20 protein-coding genes and 1 pseudogene are annotated in these 22438 nt (G+C 74.2%); 12 read left to right on the top strand and 9 right to left on the bottom strand.

Translation table 11 applies throughout. The features are described from left to right. Positions 1-142: 142 nt before the first annotated feature. Together ACIQOE_RS03705 and ACIQOE_RS03710 are read right to left on the bottom strand one after the other, a co-directional pair. Positions 143-1423, bottom strand: coding sequence for a deoxyguanosinetriphosphate triphosphohydrolase (locus tag ACIQOE_RS03705; protein WP_401409466.1), 1281 nt, complete (start codon positions 1421-1423; stop codon positions 143-145). A gap of 150 nt (positions 1424-1573) precedes the next feature. Beyond that, positions 1574-2308, bottom strand: a complete 735-nt coding sequence (locus ACIQOE_RS03710; RefSeq protein WP_401409468.1) for a sirohydrochlorin chelatase — start codon at positions 2306-2308, stop codon at positions 1574-1576. 172 nt (positions 2309-2480) lie between these two features. Here ACIQOE_RS03710 and ACIQOE_RS03715 point away from each other — a divergent pair, with 172 nt between their 5' ends. Continuing rightward, complete coding sequence (locus tag ACIQOE_RS03715; RefSeq protein WP_365563538.1) at positions 2481-3170, top strand: ElyC/SanA/YdcF family protein; 690 nt, start codon at positions 2481-2483, stop codon at positions 3168-3170. A 25-nt stretch (positions 3171-3195) separates the two neighbouring features. Here the strand turns inward: ACIQOE_RS03715 and ACIQOE_RS03720 are convergent, their stop codons facing one another. Then, positions 3196-4506 carry an AMP-binding protein gene (locus ACIQOE_RS03720; RefSeq protein ID WP_401409470.1) on the bottom strand — a complete coding sequence of 437 codons (1311 nt, stop codon included), beginning with the start codon at positions 4504-4506 and terminating at the stop codon, positions 3196-3198. A gap of 674 nt (positions 4507-5180) precedes the next feature. Beyond that, positions 5181-5636 carry a gamma-glutamylcyclotransferase family protein gene (locus ACIQOE_RS03725; RefSeq protein WP_401409472.1) on the bottom strand — a complete coding sequence of 152 codons (456 nt, stop codon included), beginning with the start codon at positions 5634-5636 and terminating at the stop codon, positions 5181-5183. Positions 5637-5774: 138 nt separating this feature from the next. On the opposite strand from ACIQOE_RS03725, the gene ACIQOE_RS03730 reads away from it, so the two are divergent. From ACIQOE_RS03730 to ACIQOE_RS03765, 8 genes and pseudogenes are all read left to right on the top strand, one after another. Further along, complete coding sequence (locus tag ACIQOE_RS03730; RefSeq protein ID WP_401409474.1) at positions 5775-7418, top strand: M4 family metallopeptidase; 1644 nt, start codon at positions 5775-5777, stop codon at positions 7416-7418. Between the two features lie 256 nt (positions 7419-7674). Then, complete coding sequence (locus tag ACIQOE_RS03735) at positions 7675-8337, top strand: YceI family protein (RefSeq protein ID WP_401409476.1); 663 nt, start codon at positions 7675-7677, stop codon at positions 8335-8337. A 656-nt stretch (positions 8338-8993) separates the two neighbouring features. Next, positions 8994-9512: a hypothetical protein gene (locus ACIQOE_RS03740; protein ID WP_351319716.1), complete on the top strand. Its 519-nt coding sequence runs from the start codon at positions 8994-8996 to the stop codon at positions 9510-9512. Between the two features lie 153 nt (positions 9513-9665). Further along, the gene (locus ACIQOE_RS03745; protein ID WP_362645866.1) at positions 9666-10289 is read left to right on the top strand and encodes a class F sortase; all 624 of its coding nucleotides are present in this window, start codon (positions 9666-9668) and stop codon (positions 10287-10289) included. A 198-nt stretch (positions 10290-10487) separates the two neighbouring features. Then, positions 10488-13097, top strand: a complete 2610-nt coding sequence (nirB, locus tag ACIQOE_RS03750; RefSeq protein ID WP_401409478.1) for a nitrite reductase large subunit NirB — start codon at positions 10488-10490, stop codon at positions 13095-13097. Next, positions 13094-13438 (top strand): annotated as a pseudogene (gene nirD / locus ACIQOE_RS03755) (nitrite reductase small subunit NirD); the annotation flags it as partial. The gene nirB and the pseudogene nirD, both read left to right, overlap by 4 nt. Before the next feature lie 115 nt (positions 13439-13553). After that, the gene (locus ACIQOE_RS03760) at positions 13554-14138 is read left to right on the top strand and encodes a TetR/AcrR family transcriptional regulator (protein ID WP_401409480.1); all 585 of its coding nucleotides are present in this window, start codon (positions 13554-13556) and stop codon (positions 14136-14138) included. A 130-nt stretch (positions 14139-14268) separates the two neighbouring features. Further along, positions 14269-15054, top strand: a complete 786-nt coding sequence (locus tag ACIQOE_RS03765) for a glucose 1-dehydrogenase (RefSeq protein WP_365563521.1) — start codon at positions 14269-14271, stop codon at positions 15052-15054. A 25-nt stretch (positions 15055-15079) separates the two neighbouring features. Here the strand turns inward: ACIQOE_RS03765 and ACIQOE_RS03770 are convergent, their stop codons facing one another. Further along, complete coding sequence (locus ACIQOE_RS03770; protein WP_401410097.1) at positions 15080-16015, bottom strand: oxidoreductase; 936 nt, start codon at positions 16013-16015, stop codon at positions 15080-15082. A gap of 105 nt (positions 16016-16120) precedes the next feature. Between ACIQOE_RS03770 and ACIQOE_RS03775 the strand changes: the two genes are divergently transcribed. Then, positions 16121-17053 (top strand): aminoglycoside phosphotransferase family protein, encoded by a 933-nt coding sequence (locus ACIQOE_RS03775; RefSeq protein ID WP_401409482.1) that lies wholly within the window; start codon positions 16121-16123, stop codon positions 17051-17053. Positions 17054-17075: 22 nt separating this feature from the next. On the opposite strand, the gene ACIQOE_RS03780 is transcribed toward ACIQOE_RS03775, so the two are convergent. Both ACIQOE_RS03780 and ACIQOE_RS03785 read right to left on the bottom strand, forming a co-directional pair. Then, a complete protein-coding gene (locus ACIQOE_RS03780; protein ID WP_365563512.1) occupies positions 17076-17663 on the bottom strand; it encodes a YciI family protein in 588 nt (195 codons plus the stop codon). A gap of 86 nt (positions 17664-17749) precedes the next feature. After that, positions 17750-18337 carry a TetR/AcrR family transcriptional regulator gene (locus tag ACIQOE_RS03785; protein WP_365563510.1) on the bottom strand — a complete coding sequence of 196 codons (588 nt, stop codon included), beginning with the start codon at positions 18335-18337 and terminating at the stop codon, positions 17750-17752. A gap of 164 nt (positions 18338-18501) precedes the next feature. Here ACIQOE_RS03785 and ACIQOE_RS03790 point away from each other — a divergent pair, with 164 nt between their 5' ends. After that, positions 18502-19470: an SDR family NAD(P)-dependent oxidoreductase gene (locus ACIQOE_RS03790; protein ID WP_401409485.1), complete on the top strand. Its 969-nt coding sequence runs from the start codon at positions 18502-18504 to the stop codon at positions 19468-19470. Between the two features lie 118 nt (positions 19471-19588). On the opposite strand, the gene ACIQOE_RS03795 is transcribed toward ACIQOE_RS03790, so the two are convergent. Beyond that, complete coding sequence (locus tag ACIQOE_RS03795; protein WP_401409487.1) at positions 19589-20752, bottom strand: lactate 2-monooxygenase; 1164 nt, start codon at positions 20750-20752, stop codon at positions 19589-19591. Positions 20753-20813: 61 nt separating this feature from the next. Here ACIQOE_RS03795 and ACIQOE_RS03800 point away from each other — a divergent pair, with 61 nt between their 5' ends. Next, positions 20814-21902, top strand: a complete 1089-nt coding sequence (locus ACIQOE_RS03800) for an Lrp/AsnC family transcriptional regulator (protein ID WP_401409489.1) — start codon at positions 20814-20816, stop codon at positions 21900-21902. Between the two features lie 7 nt (positions 21903-21909). Here ACIQOE_RS03800 and ACIQOE_RS03805 read toward each other — a convergent pair whose 3' ends face one another. After that, a complete protein-coding gene (locus ACIQOE_RS03805) occupies positions 21910-22401 on the bottom strand; it encodes a hypothetical protein (protein WP_401409491.1) in 492 nt (163 codons plus the stop codon). Between the last annotated feature and the right edge of the window lie 37 nt (positions 22402-22438).

Consider the following 22438-nt stretch of genomic DNA (forward strand, 5'->3'; position numbering starts at 1 on the left):
AGGGTGCCGCCACATATGCCGCCCACATGCGCCGCACTGTGAGCCTCCCGCACGCAACGTGATGCGGGAAGAGGGAGTGCCCCCCACTGGCGCGATCATGACCCGTTCAGTCCACGGAGTGTCACAGCGGGGCGCAAAATGTTCACATACGCCCCGTCAGCCTCGCGTGCAGCGACCGTGCCGAGGCGTCGGTGAGCGAGGCGATCTGATCGACGATCACACGCTTGCGGCCGTGGTCGTCGCCCGCCGCGTCGAACAGCGCCCGGAACTGCGGGTCGAGGCCGTCGGGGGCGCGGCGGGTCAGCGCGTCGGCGAGTTCGGCGACCACCACCCGCTGCTCGGCGCGGATCCGTTCCTGCTCGGCACGCTGCATGACGTAGCGGTGGGCGATCGCCTTCAGCACCGCGCACTCCAGCCGGACCTCGCGCGGTACGACGAGTTCGGCGCCGTAGCGGGTGAGCCGGCCGGTGCCGTACCGGTCGCGGGTGGCGGCCTCCGCGGCCAGGCAGAAACGGCCGATGAGCTGGCTGGTGGCGTCCTTGAGGCGGGCCTGGGCGACCGCGCTGCCGTCGTAGCCGTGCGGCCACCACTCCTGGTCCTGGAGCCGGTCGAGGGCGGCGGCGAGTTCGGCGGGGTCGGTGCCGGCCGGCACGTACCTGCCGACGGCGACGGCGTAGATCTCCCGCCGTTCCGGTTCGGCGTGCAGGCAGTTGGGGTCGATGTGGCCGGCGTGCAGGCCGTCCTCGACGTCGTGCACGGAGTAGGCGACGTCGTCGGACCAGTCCATGACCTGCGCCTCGAAGCAGGTGCGGGTGCCCGGTGCCTCCTTGCGGACCCAGTCGAAGACCGGGCGGTCGTCCTCGTACACCCCGAACTTCGGGGACGCCGGGTCGGTGGGGTGCGCGCCGCGCGGCCACGGGTACTTGGTGGCCGCGTCCAGGGCGGCGCGGGTGAGGTTGAGGCCGACGGAGCCCTCCGGGGTGAACCGCTTGGGCTCGATGCGGGTGAGCAGCCGCAGCGACTGGGCGTTGCCCTCGAAGCCGCCGCAGTCGTCGGCGAACTCGTTCAGCGCCTGTTCGCCGTTGTGGCCGAAGGGCGGGTGGCCGAGGTCGTGGGAGAGGCAGGCGGCCTCCACGAGGTCGGGGTCGCAGCCGAGGGCGAAGCCCAGTTCCCGGCCGACCTGGGCGCATTCGAGGGAGTGGGTGAGGCGGGTGCGGGGGCTGGCGTCCCACATCTGGCTGGTGTTGCCGGGCGTGACGACCTGGGTCTTGCCGGCGAGTCTGCGCAGCGCGGCACTGTGCAGGACGCGGGCGCGGTCGCGCTGGAAGGCGGTGCGTCCGGGGCGCTTGTCGGGTTCGGGGGCCCAGCGGTCGGCTGACGCCGGATCGTAGGCCGAGGTGGGTGCGGGTGCGGGGACTGCCATGGTTCGACAGTACGGGTTGACGGTGACAAAACGGAGTTTGCGGGATGTCCGCCCGGCCGCCGGACCGGGTCGCGGCCGGGACTCCGGGGTGCCCGGCGGACGGCCGCGCCGGTCCCCCGCGCCCTCGCCGGGCCACGCCGTCCTCCCGTCCTAGGCGGCCGCCGTCAGCGGTGCCGAGCAGGACCGGTCGTACCGGTGGAGGACCAGGTCCGCCATCGCCCGGTGGGCTCCCAGGGGAGCGGCCGCGAGCCACGGGGCGTGTGCGGCGCACTCCGTCGCGAACCGGCCCGGGGCCGTGAAGTAGGAGGCGAGCGCGATGCGGTGGCGGCCCCGCGCCCGGAGGGCGCCGATCGCGTCCGGGACCGTCGGGGCCGCCGCGGAGGCGTAGGCGGCGAGGACCGGGACGCCGAGGCGGGCGGCGAGCAGCCCGGCCGTGCGGCCGGTGTCGGCGGCGGCGTCGGGGTCGCGGGAGCCGGCCGCCGCCAGGACCACGCCGCCGGCGGGCCGCGGCCGCCAGCCCGCCTCCAGCAGCCGGTCGTGCAGGACGTCGACGAGCAGGGGGTGCGGTCCGAGCGGGGCGGCGAGCCGGGTCACCGCGCGGGCGGCGGCCGCGGCCCGCGGGATGTCCCGCTTGACGTGGTGGCCGCGGCCGAGCAGGAGCGGCACGAGGACGGCCGGGGCGCCGCCGAGGGCCGCGAGGGCGTCCGGCAGCAGGGGCTCGTTCAGTTCGATGTGGCCGAGGCGCACGGACAGACCGGGGCGCAGCGCGCGCACCCGGTCCGCGAGCGCGCGCACGGTGGTGAGCGCGCGGGGGTCCCGGCTGCCGTGGGCCACCAGGACCAGTGCGGGCGGGCCGGGGTGCGGGGTGAGGCCGGACACGGTCATGCCGGGATCCTCGCGGGGCGCGGTTGCGTCCGGGTTGCCCGGCCGTCACGGAAGTTTTCGCGCGCTTCACGGCACGGACCGGGCGGTTGTGAGTGAACCGGAACGTCCCGGGCCGCGTCCTGAAGGGTCGGAGCCTCCGCGAGCGGCCGGGGGACGCGAGGGGGAGGACCGTATGAGGATCCGCCGACCGCGGCTGCCGCGCACCCGCACCGGCAGACGGCGCCTGGTGCAGGGCGTGATGGCGGGCTGCGTGCTGGCGCTGCTGCCGGTGACCTGGCTGTACGTGTCGACGGCCGGCCGGCTGCGCACGGTGGCGGACGTCCCCCGTACCGACGTGGCGGTCGTCTTCGGCGCGGGCCTGTGGGACGGCGAACCGTCGCCGTACCTCGCCAACCGCCTGAACGCGGCGGCGCGGTTGTACGAGGCGGGCCGTGTCCGGGTGGTCCTGGTCACCGGCGACAACAGCCGTGACGACTACGACGAGCCGGACGCGATGCGCGCCTACCTCACCGCGCACGGGGTCCCGGCCGGACGCGTCGTCACCGACTACGCCGGCTTCGACACCTGGGACTCCTGCGTCCGCGCGAAGAAGATCTTCGGCGTGGACCGGGCGGTGCTGATCAGCCAGGGCTTCCACATCCGGCGCGCGGTGGCGCTGTGCGAGGCGGCGGGAGTGACGTCGTACGGCGTAGGGGTCGACGCCAAGCACGACGTGACCTGGTACTACGGCGGGACGCGGGAGATCCTGGCGGCGGGCAAGGCGGCCCTGGACGCGGTCTTCGAGCCCGATCCCCGGTTCCTCGGCAGGAGGGAACCGGGGGTCGCGGACGCGCTGGCCGCGGCGGACCGCCCGGCCGGCTAGGGCGTGTTGCGAGGCGCCGGACCCCTCAGGCGCGCGGGGCGGTGTCGGCGTACGGGGCGGCGGCCGGGCGGGACGGGCGGCCGCCGGTGCGCGGCCGGGCGGCCGGCTCGGGGCGGTCGTCGCCCGCGGGGCCGAGGTGTTCGAGGCCGCCGTCGCGGGTCCAGCGGCCCAGGGTGCCGGTGCGGACCATGGTGCGGCCCTCGCCCAGGAACGGATCGGGCGCGTACCGCCCGGCGTCGGACGCGTCGCCGCCGACGTGCCCGGCCGGGACGCAGTCGCCGCCCGCCCACACCTCGCCGGTCTCGCCGACGGGCAGCGCCCTGCGGTCGGCGTCGAGGACGTACACCGTGCTGTTGGGCACGGGCCGCGCCACGGGCGGCCCTCCGGCCGACGGGTCGTGGCGGGCCATGGTGCTGACGACGGCACTGGCGGCCGGACCCCGGCAGTCGTGGACGGCGGCCTGCCGCGACCAGCGGTCCGCGAGCGCGCGCGACGGGCCGGGCTCCCCGGTGACGGCGAGCGTGCGCAGGCGCGGGCAGTCGGCGGGGTCGATGCCGGACAGCACGGCCGGGGTCGCGATCAGGACGGTCGCGGTGCGGGCCGCGGCGGCGGGGTCGTCGCCGCCGATGACCAGGGTGGCGCCGCGGGTGAGGCAGCCGAGGATCTCCCGGGCCGCCGGACCGCAGGCGAGGTCGAGGAGTTGGGCCACCCGGTCGCCGGGCCGGACGCCGAGGCCGCCCGGTTCGGTGTGCAGCAGGCTGGTGACGTTGCGGTGGGTCACCTTCACGCCCTCGGGGCGGCCGGCGGCGAAGACGACGTGGCAGCCGTCGTCGGGGTGCGGGAGCAGGATCGGGGTGACCCGCTGGTACGGCACCGGGTCGTCGAGGGCGATCACCCGGTGGCCGTCGGGGAGCGGGATGCGCGGGACGTGATCCTTCTGGGTGAGGACCACCCGGGTGCGGGCGGTCCGCGCGATGTGGCGGAGCCGGTCCGGGGAGGTGCGGGAGACGTCCTGCGGGACGTAGGCGGCGCCCGCCTTGAGGACGGCGAGCAGGCCGACCAGCATCGGGATGGACCGGCGGGCGAACAGGCCGACGTGGTCGCCGGGCCGGACGCCCTCACGGACCAGGTGGGCGGCGAGGGCACCGGCGTAGCGGTCGAGTTCGCCGTAGGTGAGGGTCGCGCCGTGGTGTTCGGCGGCTACCGCGTGCGGGTGGACGATCGCGTGCCGTTCGACCGCGCGGTGCACGAGCGGTTCGTGGACGGGTGCGCCGGGGCCGCGGCCGTACTGCCAGAAGAGGTGCTGGTCGCGTGGGGCGAGGTGGCGCAGAGGCATGGCTCGGAGACCTCCTGGCTGCGTGCGTGTACGTGGGGGGAGGCCGGGTCCGGGTGCGGCGGGGCCCGGACCGGGCCTTCGGGGGTGCTGCGGGGTGCTGTGGGGTGCTGTGGGGTTGCTGCGCGAACAGGTGCACGACTGTAGCCCGGCCCGTCGATGTCTCAACGGTGACCGATCGGCCAACCCCGGCACGGATCAAGCCACTTGGTCCTCGCCGGACGGCCGGGGCGGACGAGACCCGGACCGGTCGGTCCGGGACCGGCGACACCGAGCCGGTCGAGCCAACCCCGCCACGGATCAGCCCACTTGGACCTCACCGGACGGCCGGGACGGACGAGACCCGGGCCGGTCGGTTCGGGACCGGCCACACCGAGCCGGCCGGGCCAACCCCAGCACGGATCAGCCCACTTGGCCCTCGCCGGACAGCCGGGACGGACGAGACCCGGACCGGCCGGTCCGGGACCGGCGACACCGAGCGGGTCGGGCCAACCCCAGCACGGATCAGCCCACTTGGACCTCACCGGACAGCCGGGACGGACAAGACCCGGACCGGTCGGTCCGGGACCGGTGAGGCCCGAGCCCGGTAAGGCCAGGGCCGGTCAACCCGGAGCCGGTCGGGCCGCAGCCGGTGGCACCGGAGACGGTGAGGCTGGAGACGGTCAGGCAGCAGCCGGTCAGGTGGCCGCCGGGTGGTCCGGCAGCCCGCGGGCCGTCCAGTCACCGCCCTCGATACGGCGGCCGTCCGCCCGCAGCCCCGCGGCGACGGCGGCTCCCGCCAGGTAGACCCAGGACCGGACGGCGGCCCCGTCCCGCCGCCGGACGACGTCCCGCTCCACGCGCACGTACAGGCTGCGCGGGTCGCCGGGCACGTACTCCTCCAACTCGTCGAGTTCCAGGAGGAGTCTGCCGTAGCCCTCCGGACGGGCGGTGACCAGTTCGCCGTGCACCGCCCCACCGGGCTCCTCGACGGCCCAGGGGTAGCCGGGCCCGTCGTAGAGCACCGCGTCGGGGAGCCGGCCGGACTCCTCGGACACGGTCCGCCCCCGCAGGAACCGGTCATGGTTGGGCTCGCCGGGGCGGAGCGTGCCGTAGACGAAGAACGGGAGGTGGCGGGGGCCGAGGGTGGTCACAGAAAGGATTCTCCACCCCCTTCACCCCCACACACATCTCCATGGAGGCGCTATGGACATGGGTTGTCATGGCCTCTTAAATCGCTGTCGTCATCAGCGCCACCCCCACGCCTTCGAGGCGCCTCCCCAAGGAGACTGATGAGCCGGACACGGAATCCCCGCGTATCCCGCCTCGCCACGGCCGGCGTCGCCGCCACCACCGCGACCCTGCTGGCCGCCGCGCTCTCCCCCGCCGCCCACGCGGACACGAGACCGACCCGGGCCACCGCGATCGACAACGCGGCGCAGGCGCTCGTCCACTACGCCGGCACCCTCGGACTCACCTCCGCCGAGGACACCCGGGTCCGGGACGTGATCGTCGACAGGAACGGCACCCAGCACGTCCGGTACGACCGGACCTACCGTCAGCTCCCCGTTCTCGGCGGCGACTTCGTCGTCCACCTCAAGGCGGACGGCGCCTACCGCGGCGCCGACCGGGCGACCCGGAGCACGATATCCCTCTCCTCGACCGTCCCGGACATATCCGCCCCGAAGGCCGCCGACCTCGCGGTGAACGCGCTGCGGGCGGCCAACCTCGGCGACGCGCTGAAGCAGGTCAAGGCCAAACCCGAGCTGGTCGTCGACGCCCTGCACGGCACCCCGAAGCTGGCCTGGCGCACCAACGCGGTCGGCAAGGACTCGCTCGGCAACCCGGTCGCCCGCACGGTGCTGACCAACGCCCGCACCGGCGCCCAGATCGACGCCTGGGACAGCATCGAGACCGCGACCGGCGACGGCAGCTCCCTCTACAGCGGCACGGTCCCGCTCCAGACGACGCAGTCCGGCTCGTCGTACAACCTCACGGACCCCACCCGCGGCAACACGTACACGGGGGACGCGGCCAACAAGACGGACCTGTGCATCTTCGGCATCTGCATCGTCCGGGCGCCGTCGACGGTGTTCACGGACGCCGACAACCACTGGGGCACCGGGGCGACCTCGGACCGCGCCTCGGCGGCCGTCGACGCCCAGTACGGCACCAACGAGACCTGGGACTACTACAAGAACGTCCACAACCGCAACGGCATCGCGGGCGACGGCAAGGGCTCGTACAACCGCGTCCACTACGGCAACAACTACAACAACGCCTTCTGGGACGACAGCTGCTTCTGCATGACCTACGGCGACGGCGACGGGACCACCTTCGGTCCGCTGGTCGCCCTGGACGTGGCGGGCCACGAGATGACCCACGGCGTCACCTCCAAGACCGCGGCGCTGACCTACTCCGGCGAGTCCGGCGGCCTGAACGAGGCGACCTCCGACATCCTGGGCACGATGGTCGAGTGGTACGCGAACAACCCCTCCGACCCGGGTGACTACCTGATCGGCGAGAAGATCGTCCGTCCCGGCTTCGGCAAGGCGGCCCTGCGCTTCATGGACAAGCCGTCGAAGGACGGGAGTTCGGCGGACTACTGGAGCTCGTCGGTCGGCAACCTGGACGTCCACTACTCCTCCGGCGTCGCCAACCACTTCGCCTACCTGCTGGCCGAGGGCAGCGGGCCGAAGACCATCAACGGCGTCAGCTACGACTCGCCGACGTACAACGGCTCGACGGTCACCGGCATCGGCCACGACAAGCTGGGCGCGATCTGGTACCGCGCGCTGACGGTCTACATGACGTCCTCGACCAACTACGCGGGCGCCAGGACGGCGACCCTGAACGCGGCGAAGGACCTGTACGGCGCGGGCAGCACCGAGTACAACGCGGTGGCGGCGGCCTGGAGCGCCGTGAACGTGAACTGAGCGACGGCTCGCGGATCCGACGAGGCCGCCCCGGCCGACCGGCCGGGGCGGCACACCGCGCGTCACGCGTCACGAAATGACGGGAGCCGCAATTCGGAATTCACCGGGCCTGTGCAATGCGGGCACTTCCCGGGTGGATTCCATGGTGATGCCGTGCAGCGATGTGCGTGTTCGGTGACGGCGTACGCAATTCGTGAACTCCGGCCCCGCGTCGCGTACTTGCGGCAATTCTCCGAGTGCACTAACTAGATGATCCATGAACTTGTTCAGCCGCCCCCACACGTCCCGCCGCACCCCCACGGTCCCCCCGCGTCCGACGGCGGCCCCCGCCTCCTCCGCCTCGGCCCCGGTTCTCCTCGACCCCGCCCTCGCCGCCCTCACCGGCGAGTGGATCATCGACCCGGCGCACAGCAGAATCGGTTTCTCGGTCCGGCACGCGATGGTGACGACGGTCCGCGGATCCTTCACCGAGTACAAGAGCCGCCTCTACTTCGACGGCCGGGACCCGTCCCGGTCCCAGGCGGAGATCATCCTGTCCACGGGGAGCGTCGACACGGGCGTGGAGCAGCGGGACGCCCACCTGGTCGGCCGCGACTTCCTGGACTCCGCGACCCACCCGCGGATGCGTTTCCAGAGCACGGCGGTCCGTCTCAAGTCCCCCGACGTGTACGTCATGACCGGCGACCTGACCATCAAGGGCACGACCCGCCCGGTGGACCTGGAACTCACCTACATAGGCAACGTCACGGACCCCTTCGGCTACGAGCGCGTCGGTTTCGACGGCACCACCACCATCAACCGCATGGACTGGGGTCTGTCCTACAACTCCCGCCTGGCGGAGGGCGGCGCGATGGTCAGCGAGACGGTGCGCCTGCAGTTCGACATCGCGGCGATCCGGTCGACACCGCAGGGAGGCTGACGGCCGCGGACGGAGAGGTGACGGAAACGGCGGATACGGCGGATACGGCGGATACGGCGGGCGCCCTACCGAAGAAGCCGACGCGCCCCGGTCGAAACCGTCACCGCCGAATCCGTCACCGTCGAATCCGTCACCGTCGAAACCGAAACCGTCGAGGCGGAAATCGTCGCCGCCGAATCCTTCGGAGCCGGAAACCGTCTCGGCCGAATCCCGCACCGCGCAATCCCTCCGCAGCCGGGATGCCGGGATGCCCGTCCGGTGTTCCGGGGGCGGAATTCCGGCGGGCTTTTTCCGTCGCGGAACCCGATCCGGGGCCTGATCCGGGGCCCGATCCCGAGCCCGATCCGGAACCCGGTCCGGAACCTGATCCGGAACCCGATCCGGATCAGGAGGCCGGCCGGGATCATGATCCGGGGGCGGGGTGCGGCTCCGGTCACCCGTTCACTCCCCACGGGGGCCCGCCGTTCGTGTGCTTTTCATACTAGAGCCCTCACACCCCCCGTGACCTGCCGGAACTCCCTCACAACCGCCGCCCGCGCCCCTCCCCGTGACACCCATTCATCCCACACCTGACGGAATCTCAGGGAGCGGGCCCGGCCCGCCTGCTTTTACCTCGGAAGAGCAAGGAAGTGGGACGAGTTCGACGAGGGAGCACCATGCGACGCACTGTCCGTCCGCTGACCGGGGCCGCGCTCGCCGTGGCCGCGGCCGGTCTCGCCGCCGCGCCGGCGTACGGCGGCAGTACCGGCGGCCTGGACGTCTACCCGTCGACCACGGCGCCGGGCGCCGTGGTCTCCGCGAACACCGCGGCCTGCGGGAAGGAGTCGTCGGCGGTCGGCGACGCCGGCTCGGTGGGCGCCGGGACGTTCACGCTCGCGCCCAGCACCCACGAGGGCGAGGCGATCGGCCAGTTCCAGGTGCCGGCCGGCGCGCAACCGGGGACGTACGAGATCGTCGCGAAGTGCGCCGACGGGCACCGGCAGGTGACCGGTGACCTGACGGTGGCACTGACGACCGCCGGCGGGCAGATCCAGCCCCACGGCAGTGTGAAGACGGGGGTCGGCGCCCTGGGCACCGACCCCGTGCAGACCGCGGCGGGCGTGACGGCTCTGGCCGTCGCCGCCGCGGGCGGTACCTGGCTCCTGCATCGCCGGGCGAGAGGCGACGGGATCTGACGGACACCCTCCGCTGTCCGTCCGCCGGTACCGCACATCCCACCCCCTCCGGGTCCGACGCCCCTCGCGGCCCGGAGGGGGTAGGGGGTCAGGCCGCCTCCGGGCGCCCTCTCCCCCGCGTCAGAAGCTCCAGCCTCCGACAAAGGGGTTCGCATGCGCAGGATCGGGGACACCGCGATAGCCGCCGTGACCGTCGTGGCGCTCGGTTCGGGCGTCTGGCTGCTCGGCCCCTTCTCCGGCCCGCACACCGCGCCGCCCCAGCCGTCCGCCGCCGAGGGCCGCCCCGATCCCGGCGAGGAACGCCTCGGAGCCCCCGCGCTGCCCCCTTCCCCGCCCACCCGCATCCGCATCCCCGCGATCCGGGTGAACGCGCCCCTGATGGGCCTCGCCCTCACCGCCGCCGGCAGCCTCGACGTCCCGCCGGCCGCGGACAAGAACCTCGCCGGCTGGTACGAGTCGGGCACCGCGCCCGGCGAGACCGGCACCGCGATCGTCGCCGGGCACGTGGACAACACCGAGGGCCCCGCCGTCTTCTACGACCTCGGCGCCCTCAAGCGCGGCGCCACCATCGAGGTGGACCGCCAGGACAGGTCCGTGGCCGTCTTCACGGTCGACGCGGTCGAGGTCTACCAGGCCCGCGACTTCCCCGACGAGAAGGTCTACGGAGCCGCGCCACGCCCCGAACTCAGGGTCATCACCTGCGGCGGCGGCTACTCCCGGACCACCGGCTACCAGGGCAACGTCGTCGTCTTCGCCCACCTGACGTCGAGCCGCTGACCCTCACACCCCTCACCCGCCCCCGAGGAGCGCAGCGTTCCGCACGGGAAACAGCGGGGATGCGGCCGGGTAACGTCGGCGCCGCACGCTCCTGGGCATGACCTCGACCACACGTGCGGCGGTGACCGGCGGCGACGCCCGGACCCGCCCCGGCCACGACACCGTACCCGGCGCGTCCGCCCGTGCCGGAGGCTCCCGATGACCGCCGCCCCGACGACCGCGCCCACCCTGGTGCTCGTCGGGCACGGCATGGTCGGCCAGCGCTTCCTGGAGGAGCTGGCCGAGCGCGGCCTGACCGCCACCCACCGCGTGGTCGTGCTCTGCGAGGAACCGCGCCCCGCCTACGACCGGGTCGCCCTCACGTCGTACTTCACCGGCACGTCGGTCGACCAACTCTCCCTGACCGACCGGGCCTTCATCGACGCGCACGGCATCGAGCTGTGCCTCGGCGACCCGGCGGTCGCGGTCGACCGCGCCGCGCGGCGGGTGACGGCCAGGTCCGGGCGGGTCCTCGGCTACGACACGCTCGTCCTGGCCACCGGCTCGTACCCGTTCGTGCCGCCGGTCCCGGGCAGCGACGCCGAGGGCTGTTTCGTCTACCGCACGATCGAGGACCTGCTGGCGATCGAGGCGTACGCGGCGTCGGGCGCGGCCGTGGGCGCCGTGGTCGGCGGCGGCCTGCTCGGGCTGGAGGCGGCGGGCGCGCTGCAAGGGCTCGGACTCACCACGCACATCGTGGAGTTCGCGCCCCGGCTGATGCCGGCGCAGGTGGACGCGGGCGGCGGCGCGGCCCTGCTGCGCGCCGTCGAGGAGAAGGGCCTGCGCGTGCGCACGGGAGTGGGCACCCAGGAGATCGTGACGGGCCCGTCGGGTGCCGTCACCGGCATGCGGCTGTCCGACGGCTCCGAACTCGCCGCCGACATGGTGGTGTTCAGCGCCGGCGTCCGCCCGCGCGATCAGCTCGCCCGGGACTGCGGCCTGTCCGTCGGCGAGCGCGGCGGCATCGCCGTCGACGAGCAGGGCCGTACGGTGGACGACCCGCGCGTGTTCGCGATCGGCGAGTGCGCACTGGCGGCGGACGGCCGGGTGTACGGGCTGGTGGCACCGGGGTACGCGCAGGCGGCGACGGCCGCGGCCGCCATCGCGCGGGAGGAGTCGGCCTTCACCGGCGCCGACCTGTCCACCAGGCTCAAGCTGCTCGGCGTCGACGTGGCCTCCTTCGGCGACGCGCACGGGACGACGGAGGGCTGCCTGGACGTCGTATACTCCGACGCCCGTTCGGGCCTGTACAAGAAGCTGGTGGTCGGCCGGGACGGCACGCTGCTCGGCGGCGTCCTGGTCGGCGACGCGGAGGCGTACGGGACACTGCGGGCCTTCACCGGTGCGGTGCCGCCGGTCCCGCCCGAGTCGCTGGTGCTGCCGTCCGGCGCGGACGGCGGCGCCCGCCTCGGCCCGTCCGCGCTCCCGGACACGGCGGTGGTCTGCTCCTGCCACAACGTCACCAAGGGCACGGTCCGCGCCGCGGTGACCGGGCACGCCTGCACCACCGTGCCGGAGGTCGGCAGGTGCACCAAGGCCGGTACCGGCTGCGGCAGTTGCGTCAAGGTCCTCGGCCGCCTGGTCACGGACGAACTGGCGGCGTCCGGCGTGCGGGCCGACACCGGCCTGTGCGGCTGCTTCGCGCGGACCAGGCAGGAGCTGTACGAGATCGTCCTCGCGCTGCGCCTCACCGGCTACCGCCAACTGCTCGACGGGTACGGCCGCGAGGAGGCCAGGGGCGGGGACGGCTGCGAGGTCTGCAAGCCGGTGGTGGCCTCGGTCATCGCCTCCCTCGCCCCGACGATCGGCGCGAGCGGCTACGTGCTGGACGGCGAGCAGGCGGCGCTCCAGGACAGCAACGACCACTTCCTCGCCAACCTCCAGAAGAACGGCTCGTACTCGGTCGTCCCGCGCATCCCCGGCGGTGAGATCACCCCCGAGGGCCTGATCGTGCTCGGCGGGATCGCCCGCGACTTCGGCCTCTACACGAAGATCACCGGCGGCCAGCGGATCGACATGTTCGGCGCACGGGTGGAACAACTCCCGCTGATCTGGCGACGGCTGGTGGACGCGGGCTTCGAGTCCGGTCACGCGTACGGCAAGGCGCTGCGCACGGTGAAGTCGTGCGTCGGACAGACCTGGTGCCGGTACGGCGTGCAGGACTCGGTCCGGATGGCGATCGGCCTGGAGCTGCGCTACCGGGGCCTGCGGTCCCCGCACAAGCTCAAGTCGGCGGTGTCCGGCTGCGCGCGGGAGTGCGCGGAGGCCCGGTCGAAGGACTTCGGCGTCATCGCGACCGCGGCGGGCTGGAACCTGTACGTCGGCGGCAACGGCGGTGCCACTCCGCGCCACGCGGACCTGCTCGCCCAGGATGTGACCGACGCCGGGCTGGTCCGGCTGATCGACCGCTTCCTGATGTTCTACATCCGTACGGCGGACCGCCTGGAGCGCACGTCGGCGTGGCTGGAGCGGATCCCGGGCGGCCTCGACCACGTACGGGAGGTGGTGGTCGACGACTCCCTCGGGATCGGCGAGGAACTGGAGTCCCTGATGGCGGCGCACGTGGCCCACTACGCCGACGAGTGGGCGGCGACCCTCGCCGACCCCGACCGGCTCGCCCGGTTCGTGTCCTTCGTCAACGCGCCCGGCACACCCGATCCGGTCGTCGGGTTCGTGCCCGAGCGCGACCAGGTGAAGCCCGACCTGCCCCTGCTGTCGATCGGCCTGCGTCCCGCGCGGGACGTCCTGGAAGGAAGCGCCCCGCGATGACCACGGCCCTCGGCACCATCGGCCTGACGGTCCAGCTCCGCCTGGACGACGGCTGGTTCACGGTCTGCGGCCTGGACCGGCTGACGCCGGGCCGCGGTGTGGCCGCGCTGCTTCCGGACGGCAGCCAGGCCGCCGTCTTCCGGGACCGGTCGGACCGTCTCTTCGCCCTCGACAACCGCGACCCGTTCGGCGGCGCGGCCGTCCTGTCCCGCGGTCTGACCGGCACCCACCGGGGCCGCCCGTTCGTCGCCTCGCCGCTGCTCAGGCAGCGCTTCGACCTGGCCACCGGCCGGTGCCTGGACGACGGGACGGTGCGGGTGACCGCCTACGCGGTACGGGCGGTCGCGGCGGAGCACGCGGGGGCGCCGGGGGCGGCGCACCGGAGCGCGCAGGAGGCGTCGTACCGGAGCCGACGATACTTGACTGATCGTTCCGGTTGAATCTAGCCTCTGGGGCATGGCCAGGACCAAGGAGTTCGACCCCGACGCGGCGCTGCGGTCCGCCCTGGAGCTGTTCTGGCGGCGCGGCTACGAGGCCACCTCCATGGCCGACCTGGTCGAGCACCTGGGCATCGGGCGGGCCAGCCTCTACGCGACCTTCGGCAGCAAGCACGACCTCTACCTGAAGGCGCTGGAGCGCTACCAGGAGGACCGCCTCCCGCCGCTCCTGCGGGACCTGTCCAGGCCGGGCCCGGCGCTGCCGGCCGTATGCGCGCTGATCCGGCAGTACGCCGCCGAGGCCGCCGCCGACGATCTGCGGCTGCGCGGCTGCCTGGTGACCAACACGGCGGCCGAGCTGGCCCCGCACGACCCGGCCGCCGCACGCAGTGTCGAGCGGGACTGGGACCGGGTCGAGACGGGTCTGCACATGGCCCTGGCGCGGGCCGTGACCCAGGACGAGCTGCCGGCCGACCGCGATCCGCTGGCCCTGGCCCGCACCCTGCTGGTGCTGCTCCAGGGCCTCAGGGTGGTGGGCAAGGCGTCGACGGACCCCGGCCGGGTCCGGGACGCGGCGGAACAGGTGCTGACCCTGCTGGACTGACGGCACGGAGACCGCCGGAGCGGCGGACGGCCCGCGGACACCCCCTTCACACCACCGCGCCGCACCTCGATATTGAACCGATCGTTCTGAAATCCGGGCGGGACGTCGCCCGGACGGGAGGAGACATCTGATGGCTGTCACCGAGGCTGCGGCCCGCCGTCGTTTCGCGGGCCGTACGGCCCTGGTCACCGGCGCCGGCAGCGGCATCGGGCGGACCGTCGCCCTGGCGTTCGCCGCCGAGGGCGCGCGCGTCGTCGTGGCGGGCCGCCGTGAGCGGCCCCTGGAGGAGACCGTCGCCCTGATCGAGGAACGGGGCGGCGAGGCGCTCGCGGTACCGGCCGACGTCTCGCGCGCGGGCGACGCGGAGGCGGTGGTGGCCGCCGCCGTGGCGCGCTTCGGCTCGCTGGACGCCGCGGTGAACAACGCCGGGATCTTCCGGGGCGGAGCGCCGCTGGCCGACCTGCCGGAGACCGACTGGCACGAGCAGCTGGCGGTCAACGTGACCGGCGTGCACCTGGCTCTGCAGGCCCAGATCCGCCGGATGCGCGCCCAGCCGGCGGGCGGCGCGATCGTGAACGTCTCCTCCACGTTCGGCGTCCACGTCACCTCGCCGGGAGCCGCCGCGTACGCGGCGACGAAGGCCGCGGTGACGGCGCTGAGCCGGGGCGCGGCGCTGGACCACGTCCGGGACGGGGTGCGGATCAACGTGGTGAGCCCGGGGGCGACGGCCACGCCGATGTCGCTGCGCCCGGGCGAGACGGAAGGGGACCGTGCGGAACGGGTCCGTGCCACCCTGCCCCTGGCCCGGGTCTCCTCCACCGAGGAGATCGCGGCGGCCGTGCTGTACCTGGCCTCGGACGACGCCGCGTCGGCGGTCGGCACCGACCTGGTGGTGGACAGCGGCGGCTCCCTGTAGCGCACCCGCCGGCAGCGGCGGCCCCTCAGATCTCCTTCAGGACCGTCGCGGTGGAGACCCCGGTGAGCCGCTCCGAGGCCTCCCACAGGCGCCGCGCCGTGGTGTCGTCACGGGTCCGGGGCGAGCGCCAGGACGGGGCCGGGGCGCCGCGCCACATCGCGATCGCGGGCCCGGTGAAGGAGTCGGGCCGCACGCCGGGCGCGGTCGCCGCGTACAGCGTGGGCAGCGCACCGGCCTCGGCGGACTGGGCGAAGACCGCGTTCGCGGCGGTCATCGCCCGTTCCGCCGCGCGCCGCCCCTCGGCGCGCGGCCCGGCGGTCTGCAGGTTGGTGGCCGCGTACCCGGGATGCGCGGCGGCCGCGACGAGGTCGCCGCCGTGCGCGTCCACGCGCCGGGCCAACTCGTGCACGAAGAGCAGGTTGGCGCTCTTGGAGCGCGCGTAGGCGATCCAGCGCCGGTACCGGCGGGTGCCGCCGAGGTCGTCGAGGTCGACGGTGGCGACGACGTGCATCATGCTGGAGACGGTCACGACCCGGGCGGCCGGAGTGGCCAGCAGGACGGGCAGGAGCAGCCCGGTGAGCGCGAAGTGCCCGAGGTGGTTGACCCCGAACTGGGTCTCGAACCCGTCCGCGGTGATCCCCAGGGGCGGCGCCATCAACCCGGCGTTGTTGACGAGGAGATCGAGCCGGTCGTACGGGAACGAGGCCGCGAAGTCCCGTACCGAGGACAGGTCCGCGAGGTCGAGGAGCCCGAACTCGATGTGCGCGCCGGGCACTTCGGCGGCCATCCGGTCCCCCGCCTCCTGCCCGCGCGGCTCGCTCCGGCAGGCCAGCACGACCCGGGCGCCCTTGCGGGCCAGCTCGCGCGCCGTGACGTATCCGAGCCCGCTGTTGGCCCCGGTGACGACGGCGACCCGGCCGGTGAGGTCCGGGACGTCGCCGCTGCTCCAGCCGCTGCGCATGAGGGCGCCCTCCACCGACGGGTTCCGTGCCACGGCCAGCCTACGAGCCGGCGTCGTCCCGGGCCGCCGGACACGCGGCCGTACGGCGGCACGTAGGGTGCCGGGGTGATCGGCATTCCGGAAGGGCTGGCGCGCGGGACCGTCGAGCGCGAGGGCGCGCGCGGGGCGGCGTGGATCGCCGGGCTCCCCGCGATCGTCGAGGACCTGCTGGAGCGCTGGGCGTGCGTACCCGACGGCGAGGTGACGCACGGGGGCGTAGGGGTGATCGTCCCGGTGCGGCGGCCGTCGGACGCCGGGCGGTTCGTCCTCAAGGTGTCCTTCCCGCACCCGGGCAACGTCCACGAACCGGACGCGTTCGAGGCGTGGGCGGGCCGCGGGGCTGTGTTCCTGCACCGGCGGGACGACGCCCGGTTCGCCCTCCTGCTGGAACGGGCCCACAGGTCGACGCTGGCGGCCCTGCGGCCCGACGACGAGACGGTGATGCGCGTCGCGGGCCGCCTGAACCATCGCCTCGCCGTCCCGGCGCCCGCGCGTCTGCCCCGGCTGCGGGACCGAGTCGGCACCTGGGTGGCGGAACTGCGCAGGGACGCCGCGGAACTGGCGCACGAACTGCCGTCCCGCGTGGTGGACGCGGCCGTCGCCACCGCCCGTGACCTGGGCCGCGACCAGCCCGACACGCTCGTCCACGGCGACCTGCACGCGCGGAACATCCTGCGGGCGGACCGGGAACCGTGGCTCGCGGTCGACCCGAAGGGCTGGGCGGGGGATCCGGCGTACGACGGCGGCACGCTGCTCAAGTCCCGCGCGCTGTCCCTCCTGGGGGCCGACGACCTCAGCAGGACGGTCGACCGGCTCCTGGACGTCTTCGCCGAGGCGGCGCACCTCGACCGCGAACGCGTGCGGCGCTGGGCGCAGTTCCACGCCGTCCAGGCGTCGTTCCACGGCCGCCGGCACGGCTTCCGCGTGGCACGCGCCGGCCCTCGGCTGGACCTCGTCACGCACTTCGCCGACGCCTTGGCGACGTCGCTGACCGGCTAGGCGCCCCGGTGGCCCCGGTTCGTCAGCGGCGGCCGCCGAACTCCCACGGGTGCACCGCCGTCTCGGCGTACCGGTGCGGGGCCAGCACGGTCCGCGCCCGGTCCGGGTCCGGTGCGCGGAGCAGGGCCGCGGTGCCGACCCAGGTGGCCGCGTCGTCGGAGAGCAGCGGGCCGAAGGCGATCAGCTCGTCGTGGTCGACGCCGGGCGGGAGGCCGAGGGCGGTGGCGTCGGGGGCGGTGGCGTCGGGGGCCGCGGAGGCCTGTCGGGGGCCCAGGCCCAGGACGAGGTAGCGGTCGCCGCCGGTCCGGCCGCCGGGGAAGTCCCACATGGTGCGGCCCAGCAGGTTGTGCCAGCGGCGCAGCAGCACGTCCCGGTAGACACCGGCCTGGTGGTTGGGCTCGTCGAAGGCGAAGGCGCGGGCGGCGGCCGGATCCGGCAGACCGACGATGTGCACGCTGCCGGCGAGCGTCTCGCCGTCGGCGGCGAAGGCCGGACCGCGGGCGATCAGCTCGGCCTCGTACCGGTCCATGTAGGACCAGTGCTCCTCCATCAGCTCCCGGCGCAGCGGGAGGGAACCGGCCCGGTCACGGTGGTAGCAGAAGAACTCCATGGCCGAGGACCCTGCCGTACCCGCGGCGGTGCCTCAACAGGATTCCGGGCGGCGCCGGCCGGGCCCCGCCGGGACGCGCGGCGCGGTCAGTGCCCGACGACCCCGCGCAGCAGCAGGTCGATGAGGCGGCTCGCCAGTTCGCGCTGCTCCTCGCCGGCCGCCATCAGGCTGATCCCGCCGAGCGCCATCAGCACGTCCCGCGCGTCGACGTCGGGCCGCGGCACCGGCGGCGCCCCCTCGCCCGCGTCGAGCAGCCAGGCGATGGCGTCGACCAGCAGCGTCCGGGTGTGCAGTTTCTCGCCGTCGTCCGTCAGGATCACGCGCAGCGCGTCGGCCATCCCCTGCTTCGCCTCCATGAAGTCGATGAACCGCTCCATCCAGGTCCGCAGCGCCTCCACCGGCGGCAGGGTCGCCGCCAGTTCCTCGGCCGCCCCGCACAGCCGCTGCACCTCGTGCCGGTACACCGCCTCGATCAGCAGTTCCTTGGAGGGGAAGCGGCGGTAGAGCGTGCCGACGCCGACGCCCGCCCGCCGGGCGACGTCCTTGACCGAGGCGCCCGGCCCCTCCTCGGCGAACACCTCGGCCGCGGCCTCCAGCAGCCGGTCCTCGTTGCGCTGCGCGTCCGCGCGCAACGGTCTGCGGGACGTCGTCCCGCCTCCGTCGATCCCTGTCACCGTCGTCGGCTCCCCTCGACCCGCGCCCCTTGCAACCGGAACCGGTTCCGCTTACCGTCGAGAAGGCGAACCGGAACCAGTTCCGGATAAGAGCGTACGACGCCACCTGCCGTCATGCCACGCCCCGCGCCCGCCGTGTCCCCTCTCCCCCTCTGGAGTGCGCCATGTCCCACCGCCCCGTCACCACCCCCTTCGGAGCCGACACCACCGCCGCCGAGGTGCTCCGCGGCCTGGACCTCGGCGGCAGGCGTGCCGTCGTCACCGGCGGCGCCTCCGGCATCGGGCGCGAGACCGCCCGCACGCTCGCCGCGGCCGGCGCCGAGGTCGTCATCGGCGTCCGCGACCTGGCGGCAGGCACCGGCATCGCCCGGGAGATCACCCCCGCCGACGGCCCCGGCTCGGTCCGGGCCGCCCCGCTCGACCTCGCCGACCAGACCTCCGTACGCGCCTTCGCGGCCGCCTGGCAGGGTCCCCTGCACATCCTCGTCCTCAACGCCGGCGTCATGGCCACGCCGCTCGTGCGGACGCGGGAGGGGTGGGAGCTGCAGTTCGCCACCAACCACCTCGGCCACTTCGCCCTCGCGACGGGCCTGCACCACGCCCTCACGGCGGCCCGCGGCGCACGCGTGGTCGCGGTCAGCTCGGTCGGCCACGTCAACGGCGACGTCCTCTTCGACGACCCCCACTTCGACCGGCACCCCTACGACCCGTGGGCGGCCTACAGCCAGTCCAAGACGGCCAACGTCCTGTTCGCCGTCGAGGCCGCCCGCCGCTGGGCGCCCGACCTGATCGCCGTCAACGCCCTCAACCCCGGCCGCATCACGAGCACCCGGCTCGGCCGGCACATCGGCGACATCACCGACAGCCCGGCTGCCTTCGACCCCGCCAGCACTGACGTGTCCTGGAAGAACATCGAGCAGGGCGCCGCGACCTCCGTCCTGCTCGCCGCCTCGCCGCTGGTCGAGGGCGTGACCGGCCGCTACTTCGAGGACGCCGTCGAGGCCGGCCCGCACCGGCCCGGCGTCCGGCGCGGAGTCGCCGCGCACGCCGTGGACCCCGGGCGCGCGGCCCGCCTCTGGCAGCTCTCCACCGACCTGACCGCGAACGCGTCACCGTCCGCGACCGGCCACTGACCGGCGGGCCCGGCCGTGAACTCCCCCAGCACACCTCACCGGTGGCCGGATGCGACCGCGGGGAGCCCGGTCCGGGCCGGGCACCGACCAGGCACCGGCCGGCGGCGGCCGCGCCGGATCACAGGACGCGGCGCAGGGCCTCCGGCGTGAGATCGGCGAGCGTCGGATAGCCGTCGACGGCCATGATCAGGTCGGCCTCCGCCAGCAGGGCGCGCAGCACGTGGACGAGGCCGGCCTCACCGCCGTGGGCGAGGCCGTACGCACAGGGCCGGCCGACACCGACGGCGGTCGCGCCCAGGGCCACGGCCTTGACGACGTCGGCTCCCGTGCGCACGCCGGAGTCGAACAGCACCGGCAGCCCGTCGGCGGCCTCGACCACGCCGGGCAGCGCGTCGAGGGCGGGCAGCCCGCCGTTGGCCTGCCGGCCGCCGTGGTTGGAGCAGTAGACGCCGTCCACACCGGCGTCCTTGGCCCGGCGGACGTCCTCGGGGTGGCAGAGGCCCTTGAGGATCAGCGGGAGATCGGTGATCGACCGCAGCCAGGGCAGGTCGTCCCAGGTGAGCGGGTTGCCGAAGATGCCGGCCCACAGGGCGACGGCGGCCTGCGGGTCCTCCTCGGGGCTCCGGCCGCCGAGCAGCGCGCGGAAGACGGGATCGCTGGTGTAGTTGGCCAGGCAGTGCCCGCGCAGCTGCGGGAAGTTGGACGTGGCCAGGTCCCGGGGCCGCCAGCCGGTGATCCAGGTGTCCAGCGTGACCACGATCCCCTTGAAACCGGCCTGCTCGGCCCGGTGCACCAGGCTCTCGGCCAGCCCGCGGTCGGTGGGCGTGTAGAGCTGGAAGAGGCCGGGGGTGTCGCCGAACTCGGCGGCGACCTGTTCCAGCGGGTCGACGCTGAGCGTGGAGGCGACCATCGGCACGCCGGTGCGGGCGGCGGCCCGCGCGACCGCGAGATCACCGTGGCCGTCCTGCGCGCACAGCCCGATCACCCCGACCGGCGCCATGAACAGCGGCGCGGGCAGCCGCATCCCGAACAGGTCGACGGACAGGTCCCGCTCCTTGGCCCCCACCAGCATGCGCGGCACCAGGCCCCAGCGTTCGAACGCGTCGACGTTGGCCCGCTGGGTCCGCTCGTCGCCCGCGCCGCCCGCGACGTACGACCGCACGGAGGCGGGCATCGCGGCCTGGGCCAGCGGCTCCAGATCGTCGTACGTCATCGGGAACGGCGGCACCACCCCGCTCAGCCCGTCGAGGTAGATCTCGTTCTGGTAGTCGGCGAACGCCATGGATCCAGACCTCCTTCAGCCCCGCCCGCCGGTCGCGGGCCCGTGGGTCCACAATGAGAGAGTGACGCGGCGAAGCCCCGAAACGCAGGATTCTCGCTCCACCAGCCATGACCCGCAGGATGCTGTCCCGGCCTTCCTGAGCGAGGACGAGCTGGCGCTGATCAACGCCCTGCAATTGCGCCCGCGCGCGTCCTGGACCGAACTCGGCCGTGTCCTGGACGTCGACCCGGTCACCGTGGCCCGCCGCTACGACCGGCTGCGCGGCCAGGGCACCGCCTGGGTCGGCTTCTCCCCAGGCCCGCGCCTGCTCGAACAGATCTGTGTGGCGTACGTCGTGATCGACTGCGCGCCGGGGACGACGGCCCGGGTCGCGGAGGTCCTCGGCGCCCACCCGCACATGGTCACCATCGAACGCACCGCCACCGGCCACGACCTGCTGGCCACGGTCGCCACCCGGGACCTGTCGGCCCTGTCCCGCTACACCCTCGACCGGCTCCCGCACCTGCCCGGCATCACCGCCGTACGGTCGCGGGTCGTCACCCACATGTTCACCGAGGGCGGTCACTGGCGCATCGCGGCCCTCGCCCCCGCCCAGCGCGCCCGCCTGACGCCGCCTCCGGTCGCGGCCGCCGTCGCGCCGCGCACCGCCGGGGCCACGCCCGTCGACCGTGCGCTGATCACCCACCTCGCCCAGGACGGCCGTATCTCCTACCAGGCGCTCGCCCGGCACCTGGACGTCAGCCTGTCCACCGCCAAGCGCCGTATCGAGCATCTCACCCGCAGCGGTCTGCTCCGTTTCCGCTGCGACTTCGCCCGTCCCCTGGGCGGCTGGCCGGTCGCCGTGACCTTCTGGGCCAAGGTGCCGCCCGCCGACCTCCCGCACGTCGGGCAGTCCCTCATCCGCCTGCCCGAGACCCGCAACTGCGCGGCGGTCAGCGGTCCCGAGAACCTCGTGCTCCAGGCCACGCTGCACTCGCTCGCCGACATCGTCCGCCTGGAGGGCCAACTGGCCACGGCCCACCCGGCGCTGGACATCGCCGACCGGGTCGTCACCCTGCGCCAGGACAAACTCCTCGGCCGCCTGCTGGATCCCCACGGCCGTTCCGTCGGCGTCGTACCGGCGGACCTGTGGGCGGAGCCGACACTGTGACCCGGAGTCAGCCACGCGGCTCGGCGACGGACCGGGTCCACCCCACCGAGAGGCCCCGGGGTCCGGGCGTCCTGGACGTCACGGTCACCGAAACGTTTCTGTAGTCGCGGTAGAGAACGCTCTCGTCATTCTGGCCCGGGTCGCCGTCGGCACACACGGCGGAGTAGCTCACCAGGGAGCCGACCTTGACCTCGACGGTCCCGGAGCCCGAGCAGATCACCCCGACCTCCAGGGTTCCCCGCCGGATGTCCGGGATCACCGGGAACACGTGGGGCCCGGTCCTGCCGCCCGCCGTGACGAACGTCCGCTGCGCGTCGAAGAGCCGGGGCGGATTACGGGGATCCCCGGTGGCGCCGGGCGAATCGGACGCGGAGACGGAGGGAGCCGCCTGGACCGGCGTCCCGCTCGCGGCGGGGCGGCCGGCGGTCGACGCCGTGGCGGCACTGCAGCCGGTCAGCACGAGAAGGACTAGGGGAACAGCGATTCCTGCTCTGCCCATGGGCACCACCCGACGAACGTGGGCGCGCGGCCCGGCG

The sequence above is a fragment of the Streptomyces sp. NPDC091282 genome (genome assembly GCF_044757385.1).
In the GTDB taxonomy this organism is placed as follows: Bacteria; Actinomycetota; Actinomycetes; order Streptomycetales; family Streptomycetaceae; genus Streptomyces; species Streptomyces gramineus.

What these genes read in the sequence shown, in the direction of transcription:
- ACIQOE_RS03705 (WP_401409466.1), bottom strand. Translation starts at nt 1,423, where the DNA reads ATGGCAGTCCCCGCACCCGCACCCACCTCGGCCTACGATCCGGCGTCA.
- ACIQOE_RS03710 (WP_401409468.1), bottom strand. Translation starts at nt 2,308, where the DNA reads ATGACCGTGTCCGGCCTCACCCCGCACCCCGGCCCGCCCGCACTGGTC.
- ACIQOE_RS03715 (WP_365563538.1), top strand. Translation starts at nt 2,481, where the DNA reads ATGAGGATCCGCCGACCGCGGCTGCCGCGCACCCGCACCGGCAGACGG.
- ACIQOE_RS03720 (WP_401409470.1), bottom strand. Translation starts at nt 4,506, where the DNA reads ATGCCTCTGCGCCACCTCGCCCCACGCGACCAGCACCTCTTCTGGCAG.
- ACIQOE_RS03730 (WP_401409474.1), top strand. Translation starts at nt 5,775, where the DNA reads ATGAGCCGGACACGGAATCCCCGCGTATCCCGCCTCGCCACGGCCGGC.
- ACIQOE_RS03735 (WP_401409476.1), top strand. Translation starts at nt 7,675, where the DNA reads ATGAACTTGTTCAGCCGCCCCCACACGTCCCGCCGCACCCCCACGGTC.
- ACIQOE_RS03740 (WP_351319716.1), top strand. Translation starts at nt 8,994, where the DNA reads ATGCGACGCACTGTCCGTCCGCTGACCGGGGCCGCGCTCGCCGTGGCC.
- ACIQOE_RS03745 (WP_362645866.1), top strand. Translation starts at nt 9,666, where the DNA reads ATGCGCAGGATCGGGGACACCGCGATAGCCGCCGTGACCGTCGTGGCG.
- nirB (WP_401409478.1), top strand. Translation starts at nt 10,488, where the DNA reads ATGACCGCCGCCCCGACGACCGCGCCCACCCTGGTGCTCGTCGGGCAC.
- ACIQOE_RS03760 (WP_401409480.1), top strand. Translation starts at nt 13,554, where the DNA reads ATGGCCAGGACCAAGGAGTTCGACCCCGACGCGGCGCTGCGGTCCGCC.
- ACIQOE_RS03765 (WP_365563521.1), top strand. Translation starts at nt 14,269, where the DNA reads ATGGCTGTCACCGAGGCTGCGGCCCGCCGTCGTTTCGCGGGCCGTACG.
- ACIQOE_RS03770 (WP_401410097.1), bottom strand. Translation starts at nt 16,015, where the DNA reads ATGCGCAGCGGCTGGAGCAGCGGCGACGTCCCGGACCTCACCGGCCGG.
- ACIQOE_RS03780 (WP_365563512.1), bottom strand. Translation starts at nt 17,663, where the DNA reads ATGGAGTTCTTCTGCTACCACCGTGACCGGGCCGGTTCCCTCCCGCTG.
- ACIQOE_RS03790 (WP_401409485.1), top strand. Translation starts at nt 18,502, where the DNA reads ATGTCCCACCGCCCCGTCACCACCCCCTTCGGAGCCGACACCACCGCC.
- ACIQOE_RS03795 (WP_401409487.1), bottom strand. Translation starts at nt 20,752, where the DNA reads ATGGCGTTCGCCGACTACCAGAACGAGATCTACCTCGACGGGCTGAGC.
- ACIQOE_RS03805 (WP_401409491.1), bottom strand. Translation starts at nt 22,401, where the DNA reads ATGGGCAGAGCAGGAATCGCTGTTCCCCTAGTCCTTCTCGTGCTGACC.